Here is a 14,830-nt window from a genome sequence, read left to right as displayed (position 1 = left end):
TCTACTTCCCGAAATTGTTCATCTGCGAACGTCAGCAGAACTACTAGAGTCGCTTCCCAGGGGCGGCCGATCGCCGGAGTTGCACCCTTGCTATAAAGGGAGCATAAAATCCTCCATCAATATCCGCTCGCACCACCTAGCATGACACGAACTGGCGTTATCCGCGCAGAATCGCTGCCTACTGATTGGATTCTAAGCAACGGCAATTGCTAAATCTAGCGAGTCGCGCGCGCCACTACGTCTTGAACTACCTTACCTGTTCTTTCAATTTCATTCGCAGTCAGGCTAGGATGCACAAGCAACATCAAGCTGGTCTCCCCCAAATGTCGTGCTCCTGGCAGCCGTTCGGATGGGCGCCAGCCAGTGCCGTCGAAAGCTTTCTCTAGATAGACCTCCGAGCAAGATCCAGAATAACAGGGCACACCTTCCGCATTAATCTCTGACATAATTCGATCGCGGCTCCATCCACTGGCCAATGCATCCGGACGCACAAAGGCGTAGAACTTATACCATGCGTGCTGAATATTCTTCTCGGGCATCGGGACTCTGAGTGCATCACATGCTCCAAGCACTTGGGCAAGGGCCAACGCATTCTCAGAACGTCGCGCTGACCACTCCTTCATTCGCCTTAATTGGATCCGCCCGATCGTCGCTTGCATCTCCATCATGCGCCAATTTGTACCGAACGAATCGTGCAACCAACGAAAACCCGCCGGGTGATCGCGCTCATATACTGCTTCCCAGCTCTTGCCGTGGTCCTTGTACGACCACATACGGCTCCACAACTCCTTATCATTTGTCGTTACCATGCCTCCCTCACCTCCGGTGGTCATGATCTTGTCTTGGCAAAACGACCAGGCACCGATGTCGCCAATCGTTCCCACCGCTCGTCCCTTATAAACAGCGCCATGTGCTTGTGCACAATCCTCGATCACCTTCAGACCACGCTCACGCGCCAACTCAAGAATAGGGTCCATGTCGCATGGCCACCCCGCAAGATGAACGCAGATAATTGCCTTCGTCTTCGGGCTTATTGCGCGCTGTACTGATTCGGCTGTGATATTTTGGCTGTCAAGATCCACATCGGCGAACACAGGGACCGCACCGGCAAGCACAATACTCGATACTGATGCCAAGAACGTCCGCGACGTCACAATCACCTCATCGCCAGCCCCGACGTCTAGAGCCTTAAGTGCGATGTCAAGAGCGAGTGTTCCGTTAGCCAAAGCAACCGCATACTCTGCCCCGAGCCAGCGCGCAAACTCGACCTCGAAGTCGCGTCCAATGCTTCCAGTCCAGTAATTAACTTTATTAGATCTAAGTACAGCGCCTACCGCCTCAATCTCTTCCTGCGAAAAGCTCGGCCAAGGCGAGAAATTAGTATTTAGCATAAGGTTACCTCTCGAACAAATGCGCTGGATTTCCCACGACAGTCATCCCAGGCGCAATACTCTTAGTTACTACAGCGCCCATTCCAACTACAGCACCTCTTCCAATGACAAGCGGCTCCCCCGGCCTCCCCTGCTTTATTATTGCCCCCGCACCGATATAAGCATGATCCTCGACCACGACGTTACCGTTGCACTTTACACCTGGTGCAAATGTCACATAATCTCCAATCACGCAATCATGTGCAACATAAGAATAAATATTGGCATGAAATTGCCGACCAATTCTTATATTACTAGTCAGCGTCACGAAGGGGAAGATTATCGAACCTGCACCAATCTCGACATCATCCAAGACAACCGCGTTACTCGCGATTGCCTCTCCGATTAAAATCCCGTCCTCCTCAGCACGAAGAGCCAGTCGCTCACGCACCTTGCTATCGGCAATCGCAAACGAAATCTCCTTCCGTTCAGCGGCAGCCGCTAGAAAATCTTCATAGCTCAGGACATGGCAGCCATTCACATAACCGCCCGATAGACGATCGTCAATGAATACAAGTTCCCTATCTCCAGATGAAGCAACTCCCTCCCGAATCAGCGGCATCACCTCACGGCCAAGACCGCTAGCTCCGTAAACGCCGACCAGCTTCATTATTTTCCTTCCTTCGCTCGCTCTATCATTCCGTCAAATTTTGGCATCGTCGCCTCACCGGAAGCACTGATCCCATCTCGTGCGATGACCTTCTTAACGGTCATCCAAATGATCTTAAGATCCAACAGAAAGGAGTGATTATCGACGTACCACACGTCCAACTCGAATTTTTCCTTCCAGCTTAGCGAGTTTCTTCCGTTGACTTGCGCCCACCCTGTTATTCCCGGCCTTACTTCATGACGACGCGCTTGCGCAGGAGTATACAGAGGCAAATACTCTACCAATAAGGGGCGTGGCCCCACGATACTCATATCTCCTCTCAGAACGTTCCAAAGCTCCGGGAGCTCATCGAGGCTTGTTTCACGCAAAAATCTACCAAATGTAGTCAGACGGTCAGCATCAGGCAGCAACTTTCCATCTTCTCCACGCTCATTCGTCATCGTCCTGAATTTGATCATCTGAAAGATTTCCCCTCCTAATCCAGGCCTGGCTTGACGAAAGAAAGCTGGACCGCCTAACTTGCGGCGGACCTGCAATACTAGATATAGAATTGGCAATCCGAATACAATCAACCCAACCGACGCTAACACCACATCAAAAAGACGTTTCATTCCCCCCCCTCTTTTGATGGCGCATCTAATCTAACTTCGCCATCGTATGGCATTTGCTTAAGTACCCAATTTGCCCATTGATTCGCCAGCAGCGCTCGGTCGAACACCTTCTCCGCGAGCGACTTGCTCCTCCTCCCCATCTCCTCTAGCGCCTCTCTGTTCTCCGCCGCGAATTCGAGAGCACTGGCAAAGGCTCCTGCATCATCCGGGGCCACTGGAAACCCGCACTGATGCTCCTCAATCAGACCGGCAACCCAACCCGGATAGTTATTTAGTACTGGTAACCCAGCAGCTATATAGTCAAAAAACTTATTCGGTGATGTTCCATAGTAAAAGGCCGGTACGTTTGCGAGAATCTGTAATCCGACATCAGTTGCGGCCATCAAGCCAGCCAAACGGGCCTTATTCACCGGCTCGAGAAATATAACGTTATGCAGCCCTTCTCGTTCGGCCCGTGCCATCAGATTCGATTTGAGCTTTCCTTGTCCAACAAATACCAATTTAATGTCGTCGCGCCCGCGCTTCTTTAACTCCAATGCTGCATCAAGTACGGCATCCAATCCGTTGGCCATCCCATGTGTGCCCGCAAACAAGGCAAGGAGATCTGCTTCCTTCACCCCCGACGGGCGCCACTTTTCGACCTTCGCGCCAAATATATCAAGGTCGCATCCATTCGCCACAAGCTTGACGCGCTCGCTCGGAACTCCTCGGCGTTCAATTCCCTCTACGATTCCTGGTGATAAGCCTATGAGTCGATGAGCCGAGTGATAGCTACACCATTCCAGTACCGACATGGCCATTAGTACTACTGGATTCCGAATTACACCCATGGCACGCGGCAACTCGGGCCATAAATCGCGCACCTCGAACACGAACTGCTTCCCACGCAACCAACGCGCAAAGATCCCAGGAATGCCGGCCGTAAGTGGTGTCGTGGTCGCAAACAAGACATCATACGACTCAGTCAGCGCTAGCCCAACGCTGCGTGCCGCAAACCTGAGAAAGGTGAGGCCCCGCTTTATGAAGCCATCACTATTGGAGTACGCCAAGTCAAACTCTATAACTTCAATGCCATCGACAACGCCGCGCCTCCGGCCGTTCACAAATGGCGCCTCTAGTCCTGTCTTACCACCACCATAGCTCCCACAGACCATTGTCACGTGAATACCCCGCAGCACTAGCCTCCGCGCCATTTCGTATGAGCGAATTCCAGCTGATCCCTTCGGGGTGGTGAAATGTTGATGAAAATACAGTACCCTCATTATTCCCATTTATATTCTGTTATTAAAGTTCCCGGCTCTCTCACTTCAATTTCCAATACCGGCAGAGAGGTTTTCTCAAGGTAATAGCGTGACTCCCAGCCCTCAACCACTTCCATCCTAACGATAGGCATGCTTGCCCTGACTCTAAGCTCATGCCCATCGTTATAGATTCGGCTCGCATCTAATCGCCAATCTCCAGGACTCAAGCGCCAACGCAAAACAGCCGTCTTCTTGAATCCTGAAATCTCATCTACGATGCTCAAACGCCTCGCTTCCAGCTGAATTTTGCGCGAATGACTAAGACCGGACCGATCACGATAAGCTGCCGCGAAACTTGTTCTTCCCTCTTCTTCAACTAACCACTCCACCCTCTCCGCCTTGAGCCAGTCTCCGAATAAAAAACGACTGACCTTTGGCATCTGATTTTTTCCATCAAACTGCACCGTATTATGACTTACGGTCCCAGAAAAATAGTTTAACCATGACTCCTCCGTGTTATAACTGAACGTTCCACCATCGCGAAGCCGATTTTCCCCAGCCACCCAGAAATCCACATGCAAAGCATCGGCCTGACTTGGTCGATATCGAAAACGCGGATAGCGAAGTAGTGCCATTGCATTTTTGTTTCTGAGTATGGCGAAGCCCCCATCATCTGCAATGCAAGAAGCTTGATCTGGGTGCAAATCGCTAGGCAGAGGAATTCCTAGCCAATGCAATGCGTCGTTCCAATGACCATCCTTACCATAAGCCAAGCGATTCATGTGTATCGCCATAGCCAACTGAACGCTAGGTCGGAAATCACGATAATCAGAATCACTCAATTGCAATAGACGCGCCCCGTCATTCGCACCCACATTTGGGCCGTCGCCACTATCTCTATCTATCATTTGATAGAGCCAGTTCGTGGCTAGCTGCAATCGATCTCGCAATCGCTGAGAAAAGGCAGGCAAACGTAAATGCAGGCGCCAGACCTCCGCAATACTGAAAGTGTCGAGCATTACTCTGTGATAGTTGAGCGAATACTGACTAAAGCTTCCATTCACTCCAATCAGCTTCGATGCCCTGTCCTCGAGCCATTTTTCCCCTGTTTTTCGCCAAGCAGCTGCCCGCCCCACCCCCACGTGTTCAAGCCAACTCCCGCCTATAAATAGTGCGGCCGCTTCGGACGTACCATGATTATTGTCTTGAGCAACAGCATACTTAATAGTAGGGGCTATACGATGGAGATGTCTGAGCAATAATTCCTTCAATCCAGCGAGTGGCATCTGTACCTCACCCAGTATGACCGCAGCCATAGCCAGATGCATTACTCTTATAGATGCTTCTTGCCCGCACTTCCAGTTAGGGCCTCGATAGGGCGGATTATTTGCACACCAATCCGAAAGCCAGTGATTTAGCCTAGCCCTGGCAGTAGGATCACCATTTCTAACTTGCTGAGCAAAGGCGATCACCCAATCGAAGCGGGACAACTCCCAAATTAGCTTTATATCGCCTACCGCCGGATCAAAATCGGGAATCTGCCACCAATTCCGCGTAGGATCCGGCACTCGCTTACCGGTAAGTGGATTTCCCAACCAATCCGGCGGCAGATCTGATATCCGATAATTCCAGCGTCCAAAAAGCAGCGCAAAGGAAACCCACTGCGTCGTTGTCGAGACAGGTGGAGAATCACCTCGCTTCGCCTGAAAGAACGGCCCCTTAGGAGCCGCTCCTTCTAATCGCCTAACCGGATTTAGGGCCAGCTTTACGCCAAGACGATAGGATGCAGCTCGAACGACGCTGGGAAGGCCAAGTGCCAAGACCGCTCGCGCCTTCAAGAGGAGTTTCGTCATTGCTTACGCAACAAGTTGGCCACATCAATGGTCGCTCTAGCTACCTCGAAGATCTCCTCGGGGGGGATTGCCGGTATGCCAGTTTCGACGGCCCTCAGGAACGCGGCAGCGCACGCTGTTTGTCCCTTATCCTGTCGCCAAAGATTAAAGCGGCTAAAGTTAGGCCACCCAAATCCCTTCATCTTTCGGAAGTTATCCAATTGCAGCACGCGACCGGCGGCGAAGACCTCCACACGCTCTTTCGGAAAGCTCGCTGATCCATTCGCCAAATACAGGATCGTGCCGAAGGAGCCATCTTCAAAACCCAGCGTGATAGATGCCTTGTCTTCTGTGATAGCCATACCAGGCACATCGCCCATTCGCCGGGCCTGGATAGAATTGATACGGCTATCCGCAAGAAAACGCATCAGATCAATAAAATGACAGGCCTCTCCGATAATTCTCCCGCCACCAACTGTGCTATCCTGGGTCCAGTGATCAGCAGGTATTGCTCCAGCATTCATCGTCAAGATAAATGACTTCGGCTCTTTGATTGTCTGCAGCAGCGACTTCATCTTCTGCACCTGCGGAGAGAAGCGACGATTGAAGCCGACCATCAATTGCAGCCCGTTCCCTGCTTCGCCTTGGCCTGTGGTGTAAGCAAGCTCGACCTCATCCAACTCGTCGTACCGAATAGCTAACGGTTTCTCAACGAAAACATTTTTTCCGGCATTGAGCGCCTGCCTCACAAATCTGGCATGTGAATCGTGACGCGTTGCTATCGCTATAGTATTGATCGATCTATCACCCAGCATTGCCTCCAAGTCGGTGGAGGCAACCGAGAATCCCGCTCTCTCTCCGTGAATAACACCGCTTGTGCCACCCTTGGTAACGATGGAATGCAGCTGTGCTCCCGCCGCCTTGAAGGCAGGAATCAATACGCGTGAGGCATAATTTCCCGCACCGACAAAACCCAGCACAGGCCGCTTCGCGTCGAAATTGGAATTAGCCTTGAGAACGACGCTTCGAATACTTCGCTCTTCTGCTGGCGAGCAATATTGAAGGAGGATTCCAAGTCCACTCTTGTCCTCCGTCAATACTTCGTAGGCTTTTGTAGCCTCTTCAAACAAGAATCTATGTGTAATGAGCGATGATACATTCAACTGGCCGCTAGCAAGCATGTCAAGCACGGCTTCAAAGTTGCGCTGCTCGGTCCAGCGAACAAAGCCCAGCGGATAGTCCGTACCTTTTTCCTCATAGCTCGGATCATATCTCCCAGGACCGTAGGAGCAGGAGACCTGGAAAGTCAGTTCCTTCTCGTAGAAATCTGCTCGATTCAACTCTAGCCCTGTAACTCCGACTAGCACAATTCGTCCGCGCTTCCGACTCATCCTCGCGGCTTGTGTTACCGGATCCGACGACTTAGTGGATGCCGTTATTATCACGCCATCAACGCCTCGCCCTCTACTGAACGCCATACCTGCTGCGACTGGATCTTCGCCTTGACCCGGATTGCAGGTTTCCGCTCCATATCTGCGAGCTAGCGCCAACTTGCCGTCGTCGAAATCGATCGCGAGCACTCGGCATCCATGGGCGCGCAACAACTGCACAGTTAAGAGCCCGATGAGCCCTGCGCCCGTGACCACAAACGACTCCCCTAGCGTCGGCTGAGCTAGGCGGATTCCCTGCAAACCTATACTCGCAACGACAACAAAAGATGCCGCTTCATCATCTACTTCATCGGGAATCTTCGCGCATAAATTTTGCGCTACAGATACCACATCTGCATGTGGCCCATTCGATACCACACGGTCACCGACCTTAAAGCCGGTAACACCACTCCCTATTTCTGTTACTACGCCCACGTTGCAATAGCCAAGCGGCAGAGGCTGCGATAGCTTGGATTGAACCGCTCCAATCGTTGCCGCCAGGCCGTCGGACTTAACCTTCTCAAGGACCATCCGTACCTTCTCGGGCTGCTGGCGTGCTTTTTGCAAGAGGGAAGCCTGACTGAAATTGACCAGCATTCGTTCTGTGCCAGCCGAAATCAGCGAAATTCGCGTGTGAGATATTACATTTTGAGATCCGATTGCCGGGCTCGGCACCAATTTAATCTCCGTGGCGCCGCCGCGGATATCTTGAATAATTTGTTTCATTTTTTAGCAAGAAATTCGTTTGTAGTTCTCGACGACCTTATTCAGTAGGTCCACCGAATCGCCATAACGATAGGTCACCACTTCGGCAGGTCGAGGGACCACGTCCGATGCAATGACTGCACAATTGAAATAGAGTGCCTCCAACACGCTAACGCTTTCACCATCCGTAGACGTCAGTCGCAGAAATAGATTCGCACTTTCAAAAACCGGCCAAAGCTCTCGCTGCCCGTCCAAAATTACTAAGGCACCAAGCTCCCGCAATGTACGAATCTCGTGGAGTAATGCTTTCGGCATATCAGACTCGTTGAACTCCGCGAAGGCCAACAGTAATCTCGCATTCACCCCTCCTGTCCGCAATGATCTCAACAGACCTACAACCGTGGCGATTCCGTAGACATCGAATCCATTGGCATCAACGTTATACCGCCAAGCGGCACTGACAACTCGAAATGCGTCACGATCGTTAATAAAATTCAGAACATCATCCGGGTAAGTTTCCAAGATCTGCCCACGCGATTCTTTCCTCGGCGGAAGAAAAGGAGATTCAACAACAACCTTCTCCATAAAACCTCTCTTGGCATACCCATCAATAAGATGACTATGCACAACCCGAACCTCTTTTAACCTCCCGATAAAAAATCGGTAAGCAAAAGCAGAATATCGACTCTTCCAAAAATGTCGGCTGGCGTTGTGGTCGTAAAGAACGGTTCGGGGTAGCAACCCAAGGAAAAAGAAAACGGCGAGAATACTTAGATTTGCGGAATTTAAAAGAAAAACGCAATTTCGATCAAAAATATAGCCTAAAAGTTCTCGAAACCATGCCTTATTCCCGAAATCAAGGGACGCTGCACCGTGATCCTTTAGACTTTCGAACTTTCTTTGCACGAACACACTCACGCCACCGATCGGGGGGGGAAAGCGGCCGACGATAACTTCAAGCATAGTATTTCACCAAGCTCGCGATAAAAGACTTAATTGACCGATTAACTGACTCGATCGAAAAGTGCCTTTCGTAGATTTCAAGCGAAGCCTCCGCACCCGCGTAATCGAATTTCAGATCCTCGCCTGACGAAAGCTGCCTGGGCACATCAACGATATGGGCTGCCTCACCCAAAAGTTTTACGTAAGACCTGATGGCATTCGTAGTAATCACACTCACACCGCAAGACAAATATTCCGCAAGTTTAATTGGAGACGAAACCCTATTTATGGAATCATCATCTCTTATTAAGAACCCAAACTGGTTTGCCGACAGGAAACGCTCGACCTCGCTCTTCCCTGTCAATGAAACGATATTCGTAATGCCGATCAACTCCGAGGAGCCATGCTGCTCAAGCGTTCTGCGAGCGATCCCTTGCTCGTGCGTAGCGACATTGAATGTTACGTTCTGCGTCGTGCGAACTATCACGTTCATTAGTCGAACTATCACATCAAAATTCTGCCAGGGAGCCATGCCGCCTAGATAACAGAATGACGCTGGAGTTCTATGCACATCGTGGCGAGATTTAAGATCGGAGGTACAAGCAACGACTACTCGAGGTCGGTGACCGAAGAGTGGATACCGTTCGTCGTAGAAATCCGCCATGTAACTCGATACATATATATATCCATCTGAGGACAAAAATGCCACGAACTCTATTAGACGCAGCAAAATGTACCGATACCACGACTTCCGCTTAAGATAGCTCTCCTCCGCAACAAGTCCTTGCACCCAATACAATATTCTGGCTTTGGATCCAATCAATAGCATGCGAAGCAGCAATACCTGCCACACATTCAAACAAACGATAAACTCTTGAGACCTCACCTGTCTCAAGTCATCCATCGAGAAGCGGCCAATAGAGCGCCCTTGCAAGAGTTCCTCTGTCGTCCCACCTGCATGGGAAAATTGATTCATTAGGCGTAGCCACGCCAGGCTGACAGCACTACCAGGAGCGACCCCTTGAAAACAAAAGCCAAATTTCATGAAAACACTCTTCAAATAGATGGTCTAAATGAATCAGGTCTCTGTGAGACAGCAGCTACCCGGCCCTGTCCGGAGGATGCGCTTACACAGATGAATCCCATGAAAATGGTCAGAAAAAATTGGTAAAATGTAAGCGTAAAACCCATAATTAAATATGCCAAATAACCAAAAGCGATTACTCGGTCGGATCTCTCGCGCTTCATTAACAAATAAATTAGCGGGAAACTCACACAGGCGAAGTACACTAGGCCTCCCACAAAGCCGAGTTCAGCCAGCGCCTCGATGTAGGTATTGTGTGCAGCATCACCCACAATCAGTCTGAATCCCCCTGGACCCACACCAAAGATGGGGGAACTGTTGATCAGATTGATTGCCTGTCCCCAGAACTCGAAACGACCACTTGCTCCGTCATTCGCAACCGAAGACTGAATGGAGCCTAGTCGATCGAATACATAACCAGCCTGACTGTACAAAAGTACGATTGCTAGAACGCCCACAATCAGAATCTGCAATCTTCTCTTCGATTTAAGTCCTCCAAACAGTATGATGAGAACCATCATCGCTACTAGAGAGACTGCACCGGCACGACTTAAGGTGCCAAAGATTTGCATGATATTCACGGCGGCGCAGCAAAATAGTAGGAACCTAAAGCGGGTGATCTTCCCTGACAGACTGAGCGCTACGGCGACCGGAACAAAGTGGAGCGCAGCAACGTAGTTTGGTTCTTGGCCAAGCCAGAGGAGTCTCTTCACAAACTCCTGATCGAGAAAAATCTGAGATTTCGACTCCCAATCAGTGGCGGCAGTCAATGCGGTTGCCAACAGAGCAGGCGGCGCCTCCGAGTAATAGCAGATGACTTTGTAGATAAAGGCAGCAGATGATGCGAGGCAAATGCTAATCAGAAAGTATCTATACTCGCCTTCACTCTTAATCAGAAAACAGAGGAGAAGAAGGAGTATCAAACCTTGTACGTACAGCATCACGATTGGGAGCGCTGTCATAATCTCATCTGACAAGATTGCCGAGAACAGCGATACTCCGATCAGAGCTAGCAGAATCGGCACCCAGTACTTCCAAAATGTCGCAAGACCACTGCCCGCTCTTCTTCCAACTCCTTCTAGCAGGGCATGAATAGCCAGTGCTCCACTTATCATTGCAATAAGCGGCACATCAGCCATAAGTGCGACTGGGCTGTAGAAAACATATGGAATTGAATAGATTAATGCCAAGCGGTTTACTGCAAGAACAAAGAAGAACGCCAATACCGCCAGCCGATAGATTTGCTGGGAATCCGTCAAAAATCCAGATAGGCCTAGGATGGTGAATCCTGAGGCGAGAATGCACGCAAACTGCGATCGCTGTAATTTAATCATAACAGTGATGAACTATTTTCTTCGCTACGTCCATCCACGTGGAAAGGCCCAGTTCATGGGGTTTTGGGGGTGAGTCGCCCCTAAGACTGCTTATCTTCGCGGCAATATCGTCAGGGTCGTCAGGCCTGAATCGCACTACATGATCAGCAAGCACTTTATCAACTGGAACCCTATCCGAGACGAGCAAGTGACTTCCTGCCGCTGCGGCTTCATAAAGCACCAGAGGCATAACTTCACTAAAGGAAGGAAGGATAAAGGCTTTTGCAGCTGCGTAGGCCGACGGTAGCAATGGGTCGTCATTTTGAATGGCCGGCAACAAGTGTACGTTTCTTGCCCCTAAACTTCGAATACTATTCATATAGGCTTCACTGCCATCACGAGTCGGTCCGATATTCACATATGTCCAGCCACAGCCTTCCGCTCTCTTCTCCAGCAGAGAAATAGCGCGAGCAACGTTCAACTGGTTTTTCCGCTGCTCGATAGAACTCACTTGCAACAGAAGATCTTTGTGACTCGGATATTGGGCGCGAAATATGTCCGGACTCGCATCAAAGAAGCGATCATCCACTCCATTCGGAATTATTCTGAGCTTGGCAGGAAGTGCACCGAAACACTCTGATAGCAGGGCTCCCTCCTCCTCATTAAGTGCGACGATTACATCTGCGATATTAAGAAGTGTTCTTGCGATTTGGTATCCGGTATAGACACCAGGGAGTCTAGAAGCAGCAACTTTCGCTTTCAGTACTATACGCCGCGTTGAGAATGCATTGAGTACCGGGGAGACAACAACCTTCAATCCATACTTCTTCGCCCGAAGCGCAAGATACAAATTTGCAGAGTCAACAGAAAAACAATGCAATATGCTTGCACTCTGATCTAAGTCGCCCCACTGGTCATGATAGACCACACCGTGACCGAGTCGTCGCAGGCTATCCGCAGTCCGACGCACCTGAATTTGCAAGCCGCCCAAATCCAGACCAAATCGCGGGTAAGTGTTGAATACGATTTTCTTCACAGACGATCCTTATTCTCATCGCTTCGCGTTCCGAAGTCGAGGAAGCTCGACCAGCCAATAGCAGTTAAGTATGGCTGAAAAAAAAGCGATCAGACACATAGACATAACTGCACCCACCAATCCAAGCTTTTGAACAAGAAGGGCGTATGCTGGCATTGAAATCAGCAAGGCAACCTTATTAGTAAGGAGATCTCGGTCCGAACGCCCCTTAACAACAAGCATAATGGACGCAAGATAATTCCCCAGACTTACGATTAACCAGCAAGCAAGCCAGATGAAAAGAAACGCAACCTCCCTAACCTTTTCACCATAGATCAAGACAAATATCTCTTTCAAAATTGGGCTCAGCAAAAGAACGCAGATCAAGGACGCGCTTATTACTGTGACCAACATCACCAAGAATTTCTGCTCAGATAACCGGCTAAGCTTAGCCACAAATGACGGTTTAACGAGTTCGAATACTCGGAGACCGGCCGCGGGAATCTGCATCGCAATATTCAACTCACCGACACGCGCGGCGGGCAATATGGCTGCGACAAGCATCTCGCCAGACTTCACGTTAATTAGTGACATTACGGCACTAAAAAAAATATTCGACGCACGCCTATAGGTCTGTTTAAAACTACGGAGAAAATTCCCACGCAAAAACGCGAGCCCAAGCCTTTCTTGCAAGAAGAGTCCTGCAATCAGCCTAGATGAGACAATGGAAGAAAATAAAATCGCGAAACCGCTTAGATTTGAAAACTTGCTCAACAGAACAACCACTGCTAGTCGCCCCACTTCCATCAGAACATTCGAGAGTTGAGCTACCCTCCCTCGCCCATTGACTTGACTAAACGCAAATGCATTCGAATAAAGAGAGCTCGAGAGGCAAATGATCGTTCCAAAAAACAAGGCTCCATTTATTCCGTAGATCAGCGCGCCAATGACGAAAAATGGTACAGATATCAGTAGATTGAGGCGAGTTATACAACTCGCTATCGCCCTCAGATACTTGGCCCGTCTTAAGGGGCCGCGAACTTTTGCGAGTCTCGTGGTGTAGTGCATCCGTGCGCCAAGATCCACGATTACCCCCAAGATGGTTGAGATCAAGAGAGCGACAACGTAATATCCGATCTCCGAAATCTCCAAATGCCGTGCGACGTAGATATTCGTTATCTGATTGACGATCAAACTTAATCCGGCCACCCCCCCGAAGAGCAAGATGTTGCCCATTGCGCACTACCTCATTACGATTCACTACGGACCGGGCTCAGCGCGCTGTGCAATGAGCCCGGCAGCATAGGCAACCCGCGTTCCTTCTCAAAAATTCACACCTCGCTGATGCCACAGGCATCAACGACGATCCAGTCCTGCCAAAAGGCTGCCGATTGCTCTTTGAAGGACTTGTGCCCTACTAGCACAACCGCAATCTGTGCCAGTTGCCTTGCCGTCTCGGCCGTCACCAGCTCAACATTATCGGGTAGCGTAGTGGGTGCGCTTTCAATATTCGGCTCGACTACTACTAGCCTTCCTTTGTGCGAGCGTGCCAAACTCTTGGCGATTTCGACCGAAGGGCTCTCACGCAAGTCATCAATATTTGCTTTAAATGCAAGGCCGAAGCACGCTATGGTGACATCTTTAACATTTTTTTCAGGATTCTCTTGCAAGTAATCCGCTACAGCAATCTTAACTTTATTGAGCACCCACTCGGGTTTTCCATCATTTACTTCGCGAGCTACTCGAATAAGGTTTGACGAAGCCGGTGCCGCACTGACGATGAACCAGGGATCAACCGCAATACAATGTCCCCCGACTCCGGGCCCTGGTTGCAAAATTTTTACACGAGGATGCCGATTGGCAAGCTTGATCAGCTCCCAAACGTTAATTTTAAGTTCCTCACATATAATCGAAAGCTCATTTGCAAAAGCGATGTTTACGTCGCGAAAACTATTTTCCGTCAGCTTGCACATCTCAGCCGTGCGAGCATCTGTGATGATGCAATCGCCTTCTACAAAAACCCTGTACAACTGCGCGGCCGCCTCCGAACACTTAGGCGTCATCCCACCAATTACACGGTCGTTCTGTACGAGTTCTCGCAAAACATGACCAGGTAGCACACGCTCAGGGCAGTGAGCCACTCGAATGTCCGAGAACTCTCCATGCGTTTGCGGAAATGTCAGATCCGGTCGAGCATCAGACAGCCAGGCCGCCATCTGCTCCGTAGCGCCAACAGGTGACGTAGACTCGAGGATAACTAGATCCCCCTTTTTTAGTACCGGAGCGATTGAGTGGGCCGCAGCCTCAATGTACTGCATGTCCGGCTGATGCTCTCCGAGTGCACCACTCTTGAAGGGTGTAGGGACAGCAATCAGAAAAGCATCAGCGGGCTCTGGCTTCGTCGTGGCACGAAGATAACCTTCGACCACAGCAGCCCGCACGACCATATCCAATTCCGGCTCAATGATATGGATCTCGCCTCGGTTAATAGTGTCTACCGCCTTCTGATTGACGTCTACGCCGATGACCTTCTTTTTTCGACTAGAAAATACGGCCGCCGTTGGCAATCCAATATATCCCAGCCCAATAACCGAAATAGTCTCAAAGCTCATAATTT

At 50.1% G+C, this 14,830-nt stretch carries 12 protein-coding genes; all 12 read right to left on the bottom strand.

What is annotated here, in order from left to right:
* Positions 1 to 215: 215 nt before the first annotated feature.
* Positions 216 to 1,391, bottom strand: a complete 1,176-nt coding sequence (locus BKK81_RS06350) for a DegT/DnrJ/EryC1/StrS family aminotransferase (protein ID WP_071011440.1) — start codon at positions 1,389 to 1,391, stop codon at positions 216 to 218.
* 4 nt (positions 1,392 to 1,395) lie between these two features.
* Positions 1,396 to 2,040 (bottom strand): acetyltransferase, encoded by a 645-nt coding sequence (locus tag BKK81_RS06345; RefSeq protein ID WP_071011438.1) that lies wholly within the window; start codon positions 2,038 to 2,040, stop codon positions 1,396 to 1,398.
* Positions 2,040 to 2,651 carry a sugar transferase gene (locus tag BKK81_RS06340; RefSeq protein ID WP_071011437.1) on the bottom strand — a complete coding sequence of 204 codons (612 nt, stop codon included), beginning with the start codon at positions 2,649 to 2,651 and terminating at the stop codon, positions 2,040 to 2,042. The genes BKK81_RS06345 and BKK81_RS06340 overlap by 1 nt, the downstream gene beginning before the upstream one ends.
* Entirely contained in the window at positions 2,648 to 3,913 is a 1,266-nt protein-coding gene (locus BKK81_RS06335) for a glycosyltransferase family 4 protein (protein ID WP_083384205.1), read from the bottom strand. The genes BKK81_RS06340 and BKK81_RS06335 overlap by 4 nt, the downstream gene beginning before the upstream one ends.
* Positions 3,913 to 5,745: a heparinase II/III family protein gene (locus BKK81_RS06330; protein ID WP_071016150.1), complete on the bottom strand. Its 1,833-nt coding sequence runs from the start codon at positions 5,743 to 5,745 to the stop codon at positions 3,913 to 3,915. Before BKK81_RS06330 ends, BKK81_RS06335 begins: the two co-directional genes overlap by 1 nt.
* Complete coding sequence (locus BKK81_RS06325) at positions 5,742 to 7,880, bottom strand: bi-domain-containing oxidoreductase (protein ID WP_071011435.1); 2,139 nt, start codon at positions 7,878 to 7,880, stop codon at positions 5,742 to 5,744. Before BKK81_RS06325 ends, BKK81_RS06330 begins: the two co-directional genes overlap by 4 nt.
* 3 nt (positions 7,881 to 7,883) lie before the next feature.
* Entirely contained in the window at positions 7,884 to 8,822 is a 939-nt protein-coding gene (locus BKK81_RS35220; protein ID WP_156811151.1) for a hypothetical protein, read from the bottom strand.
* The gene (locus BKK81_RS35215) at positions 8,815 to 9,846 is read right to left on the bottom strand and encodes a glycosyltransferase (protein WP_156811149.1); all 1,032 of its coding nucleotides are present in this window, start codon (positions 9,844 to 9,846) and stop codon (positions 8,815 to 8,817) included. The genes BKK81_RS35220 and BKK81_RS35215 overlap by 8 nt, the downstream gene beginning before the upstream one ends.
* An 11-nt stretch (positions 9,847 to 9,857) precedes the next feature.
* Positions 9,858 to 11,144 carry an O-antigen ligase family protein gene (locus BKK81_RS34105; RefSeq protein WP_197523949.1) on the bottom strand — a complete coding sequence of 429 codons (1,287 nt, stop codon included), beginning with the start codon at positions 11,142 to 11,144 and terminating at the stop codon, positions 9,858 to 9,860.
* Positions 11,145 to 11,211: 67 nt separating this feature from the next.
* Entirely contained in the window at positions 11,212 to 12,234 is a 1,023-nt protein-coding gene (locus BKK81_RS34100) for a glycosyltransferase family 4 protein (RefSeq protein ID WP_083383975.1), read from the bottom strand.
* A gap of 15 nt (positions 12,235 to 12,249) precedes the next feature.
* Positions 12,250 to 13,449, bottom strand: a complete 1,200-nt coding sequence (locus BKK81_RS35210) for a lipopolysaccharide biosynthesis protein (RefSeq protein WP_156811147.1) — start codon at positions 13,447 to 13,449, stop codon at positions 12,250 to 12,252.
* A gap of 95 nt (positions 13,450 to 13,544) precedes the next feature.
* On the bottom strand, positions 13,545 to 14,825 hold the full coding sequence (wecC, locus tag BKK81_RS06320) for a UDP-N-acetyl-D-mannosamine dehydrogenase (RefSeq protein ID WP_071011433.1): 1,281 nt from the start codon (positions 14,823 to 14,825) through the stop codon (positions 13,545 to 13,547).
* Between the last annotated feature and the right edge of the window lie 5 nt (positions 14,826 to 14,830).

The organism is Cupriavidus sp. USMAHM13 (assembly GCF_001854285.1).
GTDB lineage: Bacteria > Pseudomonadota > Gammaproteobacteria > Burkholderiales > Burkholderiaceae > Cupriavidus > Cupriavidus malaysiensis.
The sequence above is the reverse complement of the archived record's forward strand: the minus strand, read 5'-3'. Positions and strand labels throughout refer to the sequence as shown.

Bases quoted from the DNA above. Each gene is read 5' to 3' on its own strand.
- BKK81_RS06350 (WP_071011440.1), bottom strand. From the start codon at position 1,391: ATGCTAAATACTAATTTCTCGCCTTGGCCGAGCTTTTCGCAGGAAGAG.
- BKK81_RS06345 (WP_071011438.1), bottom strand. From the start codon at position 2,040: ATGAAGCTGGTCGGCGTTTACGGAGCTAGCGGTCTTGGCCGTGAGGTG.
- BKK81_RS06340 (WP_071011437.1), bottom strand. From the start codon at position 2,651: ATGAAACGTCTTTTTGATGTGGTGTTAGCGTCGGTTGGGTTGATTGTA.
- BKK81_RS06335 (WP_083384205.1), bottom strand. From the start codon at position 3,913: ATGAGGGTACTGTATTTTCATCAACATTTCACCACCCCGAAGGGATCA.
- BKK81_RS06330 (WP_071016150.1), bottom strand. From the start codon at position 5,745: ATGACGAAACTCCTCTTGAAGGCGCGAGCGGTCTTGGCACTTGGCCTT.
- BKK81_RS06325 (WP_071011435.1), bottom strand. From the start codon at position 7,880: ATGAAACAAATTATTCAAGATATCCGCGGCGGCGCCACGGAGATTAAA.
- BKK81_RS35220 (WP_156811151.1), bottom strand. From the start codon at position 8,822: ATGCTTGAAGTTATCGTCGGCCGCTTTCCCCCCCCGATCGGTGGCGTG.
- BKK81_RS35215 (WP_156811149.1), bottom strand. From the start codon at position 9,846: ATGAAATTTGGCTTTTGTTTTCAAGGGGTCGCTCCTGGTAGTGCTGTC.
- BKK81_RS35210 (WP_156811147.1), bottom strand. From the start codon at position 13,449: ATGGGCAACATCTTGCTCTTCGGGGGGGTGGCCGGATTAAGTTTGATC.
- wecC (WP_071011433.1), bottom strand. From the start codon at position 14,825: ATGAGCTTTGAGACTATTTCGGTTATTGGGCTGGGATATATTGGATTG.